Source organism: Pseudomonas sp. GW821-FHT01A09 (assembly GCF_058986725.1).
In genome coordinates this window covers 23987-36564 of record NZ_JBYSWB010000010.1, presented here as the reverse complement: position 1 = coordinate 36564, position 12578 = coordinate 23987, and the positions used below count along the sequence as shown (strand labels likewise).

The window sequence follows — 12578 nt, the reverse complement described above, 5'->3', positions numbered from 1 at the left end:
AATACACCACCAAGGCACCCGCCAGGTTGCAGTTGATCGGGCGGTTGTCGATGCTCGGGGCGCTGGGGCTCGCGGGCACGGCCCAGGCGTACGACGCGTTCGACGCCAATTCGCCATGGATGTCCGGCGACTGGGGCGGCGCGCGTACCGAGTTGCTGAACAAGGGCTACGATTTTTCCCTGGAGTACGTGGGTGAAGTCGGCAGCAACCTCAAGGGCGGCTACAACGACGACACCACCGCGCGCTACAGCGACCAGTTCGCGCTGGGCGTGAAGTTCGATCTGCAGAAGATTCTCGGCTGGAACGACGCCGAAGCCAAGATCACCATCACCGAGCGTAGCGGGCGCAACATCTCCAACGACCGCATCGGCGATCCCCGTGGCGGCACCTTCAGTTCGTCTCAGGAAGTCTGGGGTCGCGGCCAGACCTACCGTCTGACCCAGATGTGGATCAAGCAGAAGTACTTCGACGGCAAGCTGGACGTCAAGGTCGGCCGTTTCGGCCCGGGCGAGGAATTCAACAGCTTCCCGTGCGACTTCCAGAACCTGGCATTCTGCGGCTCGCAGGTAGGTAACTGGGTCGGCGGCGTGTGGTACAACTGGCCGGTCAGCCAGTGGGCGTTGCGCGTCAAATACAAGCTGACGCCGGATGTGTACGCGCAGATCGGCGCGTTCGAGCAGAACCCGTCGAACCTGGATCGCCAGAACGGCTTCAAGCTCAGCGGTAGCGGCACCAAGGGCGTGCTGTTGCCGGTCGAGTTGGTGTGGACGCCGCGGGTCAACGATTTGCCCGGCGAATACCGTGTGGGCTACTACAAGAGCTCGGCCAACGCCGATGACGTCTATGAAGGCGCTGATGGCCAGGCCCAGCCGATCTCCGGTGGTGCGTTCAAGTCTCACGACAGCAAGCACGGCTGGTGGGTCGTGGCGCAGCAACAGTTGACTACCCATAACGGCGACAAGAACCGCGGTTTGAGCGTGTTCGCCAACGCCACGGTGCATGACAAGGCCACCAACTACATCGACAACTACCAGCAGTTCGGTTTCACCTACAAGGGCCCGTTCGATGCGCGTCCCAAAGATGACATCGGTATCGGTGTGGCGCGTATCCACGTCAACGACGACGCCCAGGACCAACGTCGCCTGGTCAACGACCTGAGCGGTATCACCGACTATGACAACCCGGGCTATCTGCCGGTGCAGAGCACAGAGTACAACGCCGAGATCTACTACGGCTTCCACTTGGCCAACTGGCTGACCGTGCGGCCCAACCTGCAGTACGTGAAGCACCCGGGCGGTATCGACAAGGTCGACGATGCCATCGTTGCCGGGTTGAAGATTCAGTCGAGCTTCTAAGCCAAAACCAGCTGGGGGCCCTTGCGCCCCCTCATCTGTAGCGAGGGGGCTTGCCCCCGATTGCGGTGTATCAGTGCCATTGTTGTGGCAGACACACCGAGATCGGGGGCAAGCCCCCTCGCTACAGGTGGATGTGGCTACTCCTCCAGCGGATAACGGCTGGCGTTCAAACTCTCTTTGATCTTGCGCAAGTGCGGCTGGAAGTCAGTGCCGCGACGAAGGGTCATGCCTGTGGCCAGCACATCGAGTACGGTTAACTGAATGATGCGCGAGGTCATCGGCATGTAGATGTCGGTGTCTTCGGGCAACGGGATGTTCAGGCTCATCGAGCAGGCCTGCGCCAAGGGCGAGTTCAGCGCCGTCAAGCCCAGCACCGAAGCGCCGTTTTCCCGCGCCGTGCGCGCCACCTCCACCAGCTCGCGTGTACGCCCGGTGTAGGAAATGATCACGAACAGCTCGCCGGTATGGGCCACGGACGCCAGCATGCGCTGCATCAGCACGTCGGCGTGGGCCGAGACCGCCAGGTTGAAACGAAAGAACTTGTGCTGCGCATCCATGGCCACCGGGGCCGAGGCGCCAAGGCCGAAGAAGTGGATCTGCCGCGCCTGGATCATCATGTCGACGGCGCGGCTGACCAGCGTCGGGTCCAGTTGCTGGCAGGCGCTGTCCAGGGAGGCGATGGCGCTGGCAAAGATTTTTTGCGTATAGGCCGCCGGGTCGTCATCCTCCTCCACGGCGCGGCTCACATAGGCGGCGCCGCTGGCCAGGCTCTGGGCCAGTTGCAGCTTGAGTTCGGGGTAGCCACTGACACCGAACGAGCGGCAGAAGCGGTTGACGGTCGGTTCGCTGACCTTGGCCGCCTGGGCCAAGGCGGCGATACTGAAGCGGGTGGCCTGCTGAGGGTTGAGCAAGATGGCTTCGGCCACCTTGCGCTCGGCCTTGTTGAGCTCTTCCAGGCGACCTTTGATCTGCTCCAGAAGGTTTCGCGCGCGGTCCATGGTGTCTCCTGGTTAGGGGGAATCAGCCGTTGGGCATCTGCCATGAGGCTGTCGTCAGGGTGGTCTATCGTACTGATGGCCCACTGGGATCACCACTTGAATCTGGTAAAACGGCCAAATGTTGTAGTTATTACTACATTTGCCTTGAAAATCGCCGTTGAAAACGGTATTTCTACTTCAACTTGATAAAAGAAAAAACATCATGCTCTCGAATCCCGCAGACCCTTGCACATTTGCCCTGTTCGGCGCCTTGGGCGACCTGGCCTTGCGCAAACTGTTCCCGGCGCTGTACCAGCTGGACCGAGCCAACCTGCTGCACGCCGAAACGCGCATCCTGGCGCTGTCGCGTGAAGTCGGTACGGTGGACGAGCACCTGGCGAACATCGAGTCGCGCTTGCGCGGCTTTGTCGGCGAAGCCCAGATCGAAGAGCAGGCGCTGGAGCGTTTCCTGGCGCGCCTGAGTTACGTGCATGTGGACTTTCTTGAGGTCAAGGATTACTACGCGCTGGCCGAAGTGGTGGGTGACGTCGATCAACTGATCGCCTACTTCGCCACCCCCGCAGCCGTTTACGGTGCCATCTGCGAGAACCTGGCCAAGGCCGGGCTGACCGATCGCACCCGCGCCGTGCTGGAAAAACCCATCGGCCACGACCTGGAGTCGTCGCGCCGGGTCAACGATGCGGTAGCGCAGTATTTCCCGGAAAACCGCGTCTACCGGATCGACCACTACCTGGGCAAGGAGACGGTGCAGAACCTCATCGCCCTGCGCTTTGCCAACAGCCTGTTCGAAACCCAGTGGAATCAGAATTCCATCTCCCACGTGGAGATCACCGTGGCCGAAAAGGTCGGGATCGAAGGCCGCTGGGGCTACTTCGACAAGGCCGGCCAGCTGCGCGACATGATCCAGAACCACTTGTTGCAGCTGCTGTGCCTGATCGCCATGGACCCGCCGGCGGACCTCTCCGCCGACAGCATCCGTGACGAGAAGGTCAAGGTGCTCAAGGCGTTGGCGCCGATCACCTCCGAGGGACTGACCACGCAGGTGGTGCGCGGTCAGTACATCGCCGGTTACGCCGAGGGCAAGCCGGTGCCGGGTTACTTGGAGGAAGAAAACTCCAACACCCAGAGCGACACCGAAACCTTCGTCGCCCTGCGTGCCGACATCCGCAACTGGCGTTGGGCCGGGGTGCCGTTCTATCTGCGTACCGGCAAGCGCATGCCGCAAAAGCTGTCGCAGATCGTCATCCACTTCAAGGAGCCGCCGCACTACATCTTCGCCCCCGAGCAGCGCCTGCAGATCGGCAACAAGCTGATCATCCGCCTGCAACCGGACGAAAGCATTTCGTTGCGGGTGATGACCAAGGAGCAGGGCCTGGACAAGGGCATGCAACTGCGCAGCGGGCCCTTGCAACTGAATTTTTCCGACACTAATCGCGGCAGTCGTACTCCAGATGCCTATGAGCGTCTGCTGCTCGAAGTGATGAAGGGCAATCAGAATCTGTTTGTCCGTAAAGATGAAATCGAATACGCGTGGAAATGGTGCGATCAGCTCATCGCCGGCTGGAAAAAATCCGCCGATGCGCCCAAGCCGTATGCGGCCGGGTCGTGGGGGCCGATGAGCTCGATTGCACTGATTACCCGCGATGGGAGGTCTTGGTATGGCGATATCTGAACTGCAACTGCCCCAGGGTGTAAGCACCCGGGAATTCCCCAGCGCGCCGCTGTTGGCCGAGGCCTTGGCCGAGCGCGTGACCGGTCAACTGCGCGAGGCCATCGAGGCTCGCGGCATTGCCACGCTGGTGGTATCCGGTGGCAAGAGCCCGATCGCCTTGTTCCAGCAGCTGGTACGCCAGCCGCTGGACTGGTCCAAGGTGGTGATCACCTTGGCGGACGAGCGCTGGGTCCCGGTCGAGCACCCCGACAGCAACGAAGCGCTGCTGCGTCGCTACCTGCTGGTGGGCGCGGTGGCCAAGGCGAAATTCATCGGCCTGTACCGTTCTGCGCAAAGTCAGGAAAAGGCCGCAGAGGCCGCTGACGAAGCGCTGGCCGAGCTGCCCGCCATCGACGTGCTGGTGCTGGGCATGGGCGACGACGGCCACACGGCGTCGCTGTTCCCGAATAGCCCGAACCTGCAGCCAGCGCTCGACCCGCAGGGTACCCGTCGCTGCTGGCCTATGCTGGCGCCGACCGTGCCTCATCAACGCCTGAGCATGAGCCGCGCGTTGCTGGCCAGCGCCCGCTACCCGCTGTTGTCCATTTCCGGACAAGGCAAACTCGATACCCTGCGCACGGCGGCGAGTGGCGATGAAGCCACGATGCCTGTGCGTGCGTTTTTGCAATCCCCGTTGGAAATCTACTGGTGCCCATGAGCCAAGGACCCGCCGCTATGACGACGCCCGCACAACAACAAAGCCGCATGGCGGACAAGATCGCCCGCATCGACGCCATCTGCGCGCAAGCGCGAATTCTGCCGGTGATCACCATCAATCGTGAGCAGGATATCCTGCCCATGGCCGATGCCCTGGCCGCCGGTGGCCTGCGCACCTTGGAAGTGACCTTGCGCTCGGAGCTGGGCCTCAAGGCCATCAAGGTGCTGCGCGAGCAGCGCCCGGAATTGTCGATCGGTGCCGGTACTGTACTGAGCCGCGAGATGTATGCGGCAGTCGAGGCCGCCGGCGCACAGTTCGTCGTGACGCCCGGGGTGACCCAGGACATTCTGCAGGCGGGCATTGAAAGCGATCTGCCGTTGCTGGCAGGCACCTCCAGCGCCTCGGACATCATGCTCGGCTATGCCTTGGGTTACCGGCGCTTCAAGTTGTTTCCGGCGGAAGTCAGCGGCGGCGTCGCTGCGCTCAAGGCCCTGGGTGGCCCCTTCGTCGGCGTGCGGTTCTGCCCGACTGGCGGCGTGGGGCCGGCCAATATCAAAAGCTACATGAGCCAGCCCAATGTGATGTGCGTAGGCGGTAGCTGGATGCTCGACAGCGCCTGGATCAAGAACGGCGACTGGGCGCGGGTCCAGGAAGCCAGTGCCGAGGCCCTCGCGCTGCTGGATTGAACGATTTTTGTTGCATGGCTTGACGGCTATTTGTGGTGCGCTCGGTCGGCGCACCTTTTTTTTGCCCGCAACAAAGCGCTCAGGCATTCAATACTGACGCGCTGGGGGCAATCCATGCTTGGCGCGCAATGGCGCGAGCAGATCACCCAGGCCGTTGTGGTCGATCTCCTGCATCAGCGCCAGCAGCCCGCCCAGCTCCCCCTTGGGAAAGCCTTCGCGCGCAAACCAATTGAGATAAGGCCCCGGCAGATCGGCAATGATCCGCCCCTTGTATTTGCCGAAGGGCATCTCTCGAGTTACCAGCAGTTCAAGTTTTTCAGGATTCATTATCAAGTGCGGCAATAAATGGGGTGGGTGGTCGAAAATACAGGCATTTTGCATGAAGGCCAACTGACGGTTCATGCAGAACGACAGGATCGGTAAAGTTCATAGTTGTTTAAATTGCTGATATTTAAGGATTTATTATTTATAGGAGGTTTGGCACGAACTCTGCTCCCATACAGGTAACCTTTAACAAAGCGGAGTAATTGAATATGAACGATCAAGCCAAAGACGTCGTGAAAGTCCTGAACAACCTGATTGAAACCTGCAAAGACGGTCAGGAAGGCTTCAAGACCTGCGCTGAAGATATCAAGAACCCCGAGTTGAAAGCGTTGTTCATCAAACGCTCCCAGGAATGCGGTATCGCCGCTGGCGAATTGCAGCAGGAAGTCGTCGCGCTGGGTGGCGAGCCTGAAGATTCCACCAGCGTGAGTGCCGATCTGCACCGTCGTTGGGTCGACCTGAAATCCCTGATCACCGGCAAGAGCGAAGAAGCGGTGCTCAACGAAGCCGAACGTGGTGAAGACCACGCCAAGGCTGCCTATAAGGAAGCACTGGCCAAGCCACTGCCGGCCAATGTCTATGCCATCGTCGAGCGTCAGTTCGGCGGTGTACAGCGTAACCACGATCAGGTCAAGGCACTGCGCAACATCGCCCGCGCCAGCTGATCGGCAATGAGTTAATGCGTGTGTCATCCCCTTTGACGCCGGCTTGTGCCGGCGTTTTTTTGTACGCGTTTTGTCACTTGCGATCAGGAGGGCGAGAGTTCCAGAGCCGATGTCAGGCTGCAGGCCACCTGGTTGCGACCATTGCGTTTGGCTCGATACAACGCGGCATCGGCCTGCGCCAGCAGGGCTTGCAGGGAATCTGCGCCCGTGACGCTGGTGGCTCCTACGCCGATGCTGATGGTCACTGCCAACTGCGGCTTGCCCGGCAGCACTTGGCGCTCCACGGCCAGGCGGATGGCTTCGGCGATCCTGCGGGCGCCGTCCAGGCTGGTTTCTGGCAGCACTACCAGAAACTCCTCGCCGCCGTAACGGGCCGCGAGGTCGGCGGGCCGCTGGGTGCGTTCGCGCAGGGTATTGGCCACGGCACGCAGGGCGTCATCGCCACCTTGATGGCCGTGACGCTCATTGAAGGCCTTGAAATGATCGACATCGATCATCAGCACCGACAGCGGCTTGCGCGTGCGCTGGGCGCGCAACCATTCACGCTTCAGAGTCAGGTCCAGTTGCCGGCGATTGGCCAGGCCAGTCAGGCTGTCGGTGGCGGCCAGGGTGGCGAGCTTGCGTTCGGCGCGCTGGCGTTTTTTCAGCTCACGGCGCAGCAGGGCGCCCAGCCACAGGATGCCCAGGCACAAACCGCCCGTGGCCGCGCAGACGAGCAGGGCGGTACGGCGCCAGGCGCCGTATACCACCTCGGTGGACACCGCTACCACCACGATCATCGGCAGCTTGCCCACACGGGCGAAGGTGTAGAGGCGCTCTTTTCTGTCGGTGCCGGACACCGCAACGAAACTGCCCGCAGTGCCCGCCGCCATGATTGCCAGAAAGTTGCCCCTGCGGCGGTAATCGGCGCCTGCCGCCGCATCCCCCACGGAAGCCGGCTCGCGGGCCAGCATGTAGCCCTCGTCGCTCATCAGGCTGACGCTGCTGTCCGGGCCGATGTTCAGGCTTTTGAACAGGTTGTTGAAGTAGTCCAGGCGCAGGGCACCGGACGCGACGCCGAGAAATTGGCCCGAAGGGGAGGTGATGCGGCGGCTGAGGCTGATGCACCAGCTCAAGGTGCCAATCTGGTCCTGGAAAGGCCGACTGACGATCAGGCCACTATCGGCCTGTTGACGATGGGCGATGAACTCTGGCCAGTCAGCGAAGTTAGCCTTGCGCGGCGGATTGGCCAGAGAGTCGGCGACGATGTTGCCCTGAGCATCGAGCCACAGCAGATCACCGCGCAACGGCGCACCGGTAGCCTTGCCGAACAGCATGTTGCGCTGCAGGCGGGGCGGCAGGGTGGCGAAGTCGGGGTTTTGCGACGTGTCGATGAGGCCCAGCAGCGAGGCGTCGTAGAGGTCGATGTTGCGCTGCACTTCGGCATCGATCAGCTGCACCACGTTGCTGGAGGCGCGAATGGCGGCCTGTCTGGCGCCGCTGTGTTCACGCACGAGCATAAAGGTCACCAGGCCGATGATTGCCGCCATTGCCACCAGGCAGCCCAGAATCAGTGCTCGTTCGGGTAAGTCGCGTCTGCGGTGAGTCCGTTCGATCATGGCAGTGAATCTTGGCTCGGTCGGTGAGACGGCGCTCAGGAGCGTGACTCCTGGAGGCGGCGAGGCTCCGGGGCCGGTGATGGTGCCGGGAGCGGCGGTATTCTAGGGGGGGTGACCGAGGAGTCACAAGTGATCAAAATCCGGTCGGAAACATCCCGCGCATGTCAGGACGACACCGAATTGCTTGATCTGGCCTGTTTCTCTTTTGTTTTCCTTGGCTTATCGAAATGGAGGGCGGGCATCATTTTATTTTTTCGATCGAATGCAGTGGCGACGGTCAGTTGAAACGACTGAACTGTCCGCTACGGCCAATCCAGGCTGGTGCCAAATCGTCGTCCTCGAGACTTGCTACTGCGTCACGACTTGCACTCGCGTTCCGGGCTTAAGCGCAGTCGATCCACCCACGACCAAGGTGTCGCCTTCCTGCACGCCCTCGATGACTTCCATCAGCACCGTGCGATAAGCCACCTTCACGGGGACCGAGGTCAACCTGTCACCGTCGAGGCGGTAGACAAACGCGTCTTGCCCGTTGCTGTGTCGGACCACGTCGGCTGGTACCGCCAGCACCTGGCGCAGCCATCCGGTCTGCAATTGCAGGTTGACCGCCTGCCCGGGGTGCAGCGTCTGCAGCGGGTTTTCAAACTCGGCCTTGACCCGCACTGTGGCCAAGGGGGATTGGTTGTCGATCAGCGTCAGGCGTCCTTCGGCCAGCAGGGCGGGCGCCTGGCTGTCTGCATAGGCCAATACCGGCGGATCTTCGGTGTCCTGTATCAGGCTTTGCAAGATCGGCAGGGAGTTTTCCGGCAGGGAAAACACGGCCGCCATGGGCGTGGTGCCAGTGGCGCCGTGCAGCGGCTCGACGGTGCCCACGCCGCCGAGCATACGCGGGACATCTTGCAGGCTCAGGGTGATGACGTGCACAGGGAGCGCGGTCTGGTCCGGAGTGTCACTCAGAGGCGGGGTACGCAGAGCAACGTACGAGGCCAGCCCCATGCCTGCTACCGCAACAGCAATAATTGAAGACTTGCGCATGTGACTGGGTGCCTGACGCGGAGTGTGGACGCGCGCAGGTGCAGCCGCCAACACTGAAACGTTTAATGTGAATTAGTGGAGTATTCCTACAGACATCTCAGAATTATCCAGTAGATCTTGCAAAAACCAGCCCCGAGACTTAACACCGACTCGATCTATGGAAGCAAGAGGTAGTCTCTGTGGGTGCCCAGAAAAACAACAATTCGCGACATATCCCGATCTTTCTGCTGTTTGGCGTACTGCTGTGCGCAGGCAGTCTATGGCTTTATCTTTCGCCGTGGAGCCCTGCATCGACGGCCTGGCTGTTGGTGCCATTCATCGCGTTGGTCATAGGGCTGGCGCTGGTATGGCGTCATCGCTGGATGTACTGGTTGTCTTCAAGCAGTTCGCTGATCGGTCTGCTGGTGGCTCTCATGGCCACGGAGAGCAATCTGTCGCGGACCGCGTTGTCGCTGTTGTATCTGTTCGTGCGGGTCTGAGCGCACACGGTTTCAGCAGGGGCTGCGCTGCACGCAGCGCCAACCCATCTCTCGATACAGACGGCGCGCCGGATGATTGTCTTCGCGCACCCGCAGGTCCAGCCAGGGTTCGCCACGTTGGCGATAGGTTGCCATTGCCCATGCCAGTAGTGCGCGGCCGAGCCCTCGGCGGCGCGCACGAGGGTGCACCACCAGGTCTTTCAGGTATCCGCTGGTCCAGCCCTGCGCCAGGGCGACCAGACCTTCGCTGTCCATGACCAGCAGGCACAGAGTGGGATCATACTCGGCGTTGCAGTGCCACTGCGCCAGCCAGTTCGACCAGTCGAGCAGGTCATCGGCATTGGTTTCGCGCAACAGGGCGTAGGCCTGCGGGGCGTCGGCGGTATCGAACAGGCGCAGTGTCACGCCCGGCGGCCAGAGAGGGGAGGGGAGCGCCTGTTGCAGCGACCTGCGCATCAGCAGGCAGTGATCGGCGGCCATCCGTGGGTTCAGTCAGGCAGGCCGTTGACCGCCCGTGCCGCGCGAATCAGGCAGTGGGTCAGCTCTGGCGAGGAGAACTTGGTCAATACCGCATTGGCGCCCGCGAGCCGGGCCTTCTCGCTGTTCATGGCGCTGTCCAGCGAGGTGTGCAGCAGCACATACAGGTCCTGGAAGTCCGGCGTCTCGCGCAGGCTGCGGGTCAGGGCGTAGCCGTCCATCTCCGACATCTCGATGTCCGACACGAGGATGTTGATCTGCTGCGCGGTGCCTTGCAGGTCCAGCAGCTGTTCAATGGCTTCCTTGGCGCTGCGGGCAGTGTGGCAGGACAGCCCCAGGTTACGCAGCGTCAGCACCGATTGCTGCAGCGCCACCTGGCTGTCGTCGACCACCAGGATATTGGCTGTGGCCAGCAATTCTGCATCTTCCGCGCTCAGGCCATCGGTCACGGCCTCGACCTGCATGGGGGAGATGCCGTGGATGACTTTTTCGATATCCAGCACCTGCACCAAGGTGTTATCGACCCGGGTGACGCCGGTGATGTAGGACTTGTTGCCTGAGCCGAAGGGCGGCGGACGGATGTCGGTGGTCAGGCAATGCACGATCTTGCTCACGGCCTGCACATGCAGGCCCTGCTTGGAGCGGCTGACGTCGGTGACGATCAGGCAGCCACCGGCGGGGTCGAGCAGGGGCATCTCGCCAATGGCGCGGCTGAGGTCGATGACCGACAGCGACGTGCCGCGCAGGGTCGCGACGCCTTTGACGTGCGGGTGCGACTCCGGCAGGCGGGTCAGCGGCGGGCAGGGGATGATCTCGCTGACTTTCAGCAGGTTGATCGCCATCAATTTGCCGCTGCGCAGGGTGAACAGCAACAGCGATAACGAATCCGCGCGGGCTTTAGGGGACGACATAAGGACCTTCTGAGTCGTGAGGGAGGGAACATTGATGGGGTTATCGACCTTCAAGCGGCAGGCTTTAGCCTTTATCCGCGCTTACTTCAACAGCAGCCGTCTGGCCATGCGATTGAGGTTGGCGCGGTCAATGCCGAGTTCACGCGCGGCGCTCGCCCAATTATGGCCGTGCCGGGCCAGGCAGGCTTCGATCATGCGGCGTTGAAAGGCCTCGGTAGCCAGGCGCAGGTCGCCACCGGTCGCGGGGGCTGCCGCTGCCCCAGCCGCTGCCGCAGCCGCGGCGGTGCCGAATGGCGGCCGTGCGGGCGCCGGCATGTCGATGCCGGGATCGGCCGTCTGATCGATATCCAGGTCGCAGGCGCTCAGGCCCAGTAACCGGGAACCGGAGCGTCGGCCCCAGGCCTTTAGGGCACTGCGGCCGATCAGGTGTTCGAGTTCACGCACATTGCCCGGCCAGGCATAGGCCAGCAGCGCCGCCTGAGCGCCTGCCTCGAGGTGCAGGCCATCAAGGCCCAGGCGGGACCGGTTGAGTTCGAGAAAATAGCCGCTCAGCAGTAACACATCCCGGCCACGCTCGCGCAGGGCGGGAATGTGCAGCGGGAATACGCTCAAGCGATGATAGAAGTCGGCACGGTAACGGCCCGCGCGCACTTCTTCGGCGAGGTTGCGGTTGGTGGCGGCGATCACCCGGACGTCCACGAGTTGATCCTGGTCCGAGCCGAGCCGTTGCAGCTGGCCGCTTTGCAGGACGCGCAGCAGTTTGGCCTGCACGGCCAGCGGTAGTTCGCCGACTTCATCGAGAAACAAGGTGCCGCCATCCGCCAGTTCGAATTTGCCCCGACGATCGCTTTGCGCGCCAGTGAATGCGCCGCGGACATGGCCGAACAGCTCGCTCTCGACTAGATTTTCTGGCAGGGCCGCACAATTGATGCTCACAAGAGGTTTGTGCGCACGCGAAGAGCTGCGATGGATGGCTTGGGCGACCAGTTCCTTGCCTACCCCGGTTTCGCCGGTGATGAGCACGGTGAGGTCGCTGTGGCCGACCAGTGCGATTTCCTCCTGCAGGCGCTTGAACGCGGGACTCTGGCCAATCATTGGCTGGTCTTGCTGGCCGCTGGCCTGGCGGTAGGTTTCGGCGCGCTGGTGCTCGTCTTCGGCGCGTCGAGCCAGGTGCTGCATGCGCTCGGCCACGGTGACGGTAGCGGCGGCCAGGCTGGCGAAAGCTTGCAGGGCGCCTGGGTCCAGGTGGTCGAAGCGGTGCGGGTCGAGGGCGTCCAAGGTCAATAGGCCCCAGGGGCGTTCCTCGATCATCAGCGGGCAGCCCATGCAGTCATGTACGTGCAGTTGCTCGTGCAAACCATCCACCAACCCGTCGTAAGGGTCAGGTAGCGGGCTGTGGCTGTCGAAACGCGTGGGTGTCGGGTTGGCCAGCAGTTGCTCAAAGCGCGGGTGTTCGTTGACCTTGAAGCGCCGCCCCAGGGTATCGGTGCTCAGGCCGTCGACTGCCAGCGGGATCAGCCACTGGCCTTCCAGGCGCAGCAGCGCGGCGGCGTCGCAGGGCAACAGGGCACGCAAGGCCTCCAGCAGGCGGCGATAACGTTCCGCCTCGGAAAGTTCACGGGAGAGATCCTCGACCAGAGGAAGGAGGGCAGTCAGCAAAGGCTTGGCAGTCATAAAGACCTCT

The 12578-nt window shown here is 62.1% G+C and carries 13 protein-coding genes; 6 read left to right on the top strand and 7 right to left on the bottom strand.

Annotated elements, in window-relative coordinates; all coding sequences use genetic code 11:
- Positions 1-50 precede the first annotated feature (50 nt).
- The gene (locus tag AC3WJP_RS13640) at positions 51-1355 is read left to right on the top strand and encodes a carbohydrate porin (protein WP_493722735.1); all 1305 of its coding nucleotides are present in this window, start codon (positions 51-53) and stop codon (positions 1353-1355) included.
- Between the two features lie 137 nt (positions 1356-1492).
- On the opposite strand, the gene AC3WJP_RS13635 is transcribed toward AC3WJP_RS13640, so the two are convergent.
- The gene (locus tag AC3WJP_RS13635; RefSeq protein WP_493722700.1) at positions 1493-2353 is read right to left on the bottom strand and encodes a MurR/RpiR family transcriptional regulator; all 861 of its coding nucleotides are present in this window, start codon (positions 2351-2353) and stop codon (positions 1493-1495) included.
- 202 nt (positions 2354-2555) lie between these two features.
- On the opposite strand from AC3WJP_RS13635, the gene zwf reads away from it, so the two are divergent.
- The 3 genes from zwf to AC3WJP_RS13620 are packed head-to-tail and all read left to right on the top strand — an operon-like array spanning position 2556 to position 5408.
- On the top strand, positions 2556-4025 hold the full coding sequence (gene zwf, locus AC3WJP_RS13630) for a glucose-6-phosphate dehydrogenase (RefSeq protein WP_493722701.1): 1470 nt from the start codon (positions 2556-2558) through the stop codon (positions 4023-4025).
- The gene (gene pgl, locus AC3WJP_RS13625; RefSeq protein WP_493722702.1) at positions 4012-4722 is read left to right on the top strand and encodes a 6-phosphogluconolactonase; all 711 of its coding nucleotides are present in this window, start codon (positions 4012-4014) and stop codon (positions 4720-4722) included. Before zwf ends, pgl begins: the two co-directional genes overlap by 14 nt.
- On the top strand, positions 4719-5408 hold the full coding sequence (locus tag AC3WJP_RS13620; protein WP_493722703.1) for a bifunctional 4-hydroxy-2-oxoglutarate aldolase/2-dehydro-3-deoxy-phosphogluconate aldolase: 690 nt from the start codon (positions 4719-4721) through the stop codon (positions 5406-5408). Before pgl ends, AC3WJP_RS13620 begins: the two co-directional genes overlap by 4 nt.
- A gap of 87 nt (positions 5409-5495) precedes the next feature.
- On the opposite strand, the gene AC3WJP_RS13615 is transcribed toward AC3WJP_RS13620, so the two are convergent.
- Positions 5496-5735: a DUF3820 family protein gene (locus tag AC3WJP_RS13615; RefSeq protein ID WP_493722736.1), complete on the bottom strand. Its 240-nt coding sequence runs from the start codon at positions 5733-5735 to the stop codon at positions 5496-5498.
- A gap of 206 nt (positions 5736-5941) precedes the next feature.
- Here AC3WJP_RS13615 and AC3WJP_RS13610 point away from each other — a divergent pair, with 206 nt between their 5' ends.
- A complete protein-coding gene (locus tag AC3WJP_RS13610; protein WP_493722704.1) occupies positions 5942-6397 on the top strand; it encodes a PA2169 family four-helix-bundle protein in 456 nt (151 codons plus the stop codon).
- An 83-nt stretch (positions 6398-6480) separates the two neighbouring features.
- On the opposite strand, the gene AC3WJP_RS13605 is transcribed toward AC3WJP_RS13610, so the two are convergent.
- Together AC3WJP_RS13605 and AC3WJP_RS13600 are read right to left on the bottom strand one after the other, a co-directional pair.
- Positions 6481-7995 carry a GGDEF domain-containing protein gene (locus AC3WJP_RS13605; RefSeq protein ID WP_493722705.1) on the bottom strand — a complete coding sequence of 505 codons (1515 nt, stop codon included), beginning with the start codon at positions 7993-7995 and terminating at the stop codon, positions 6481-6483.
- A 348-nt stretch (positions 7996-8343) separates the two neighbouring features.
- Positions 8344-9027 carry an efflux RND transporter periplasmic adaptor subunit gene (locus AC3WJP_RS13600; RefSeq protein WP_493722706.1) on the bottom strand — a complete coding sequence of 228 codons (684 nt, stop codon included), beginning with the start codon at positions 9025-9027 and terminating at the stop codon, positions 8344-8346.
- A 179-nt stretch (positions 9028-9206) separates the two neighbouring features.
- Between AC3WJP_RS13600 and AC3WJP_RS13595 the strand changes: the two genes are divergently transcribed.
- Complete coding sequence (locus tag AC3WJP_RS13595) at positions 9207-9506, top strand: hypothetical protein (protein ID WP_493722707.1); 300 nt, start codon at positions 9207-9209, stop codon at positions 9504-9506.
- 12 nt (positions 9507-9518) lie between these two features.
- Here the strand turns inward: AC3WJP_RS13595 and AC3WJP_RS13590 are convergent, their stop codons facing one another.
- The 3 genes from AC3WJP_RS13590 to norR form a co-directional block, all read right to left on the bottom strand.
- The gene (locus tag AC3WJP_RS13590) at positions 9519-9986 is read right to left on the bottom strand and encodes a GNAT family N-acetyltransferase (RefSeq protein WP_493722708.1); all 468 of its coding nucleotides are present in this window, start codon (positions 9984-9986) and stop codon (positions 9519-9521) included.
- 8 nt (positions 9987-9994) lie between these two features.
- Complete coding sequence (locus tag AC3WJP_RS13585; protein ID WP_493722709.1) at positions 9995-10894, bottom strand: chemotaxis protein; 900 nt, start codon at positions 10892-10894, stop codon at positions 9995-9997.
- An 81-nt stretch (positions 10895-10975) separates the two neighbouring features.
- Positions 10976-12568 carry a nitric oxide reductase transcriptional regulator NorR gene (gene norR, locus AC3WJP_RS13580; RefSeq protein WP_493722710.1) on the bottom strand — a complete coding sequence of 531 codons (1593 nt, stop codon included), beginning with the start codon at positions 12566-12568 and terminating at the stop codon, positions 10976-10978.
- Between the last annotated feature and the right edge of the window lie 10 nt (positions 12569-12578).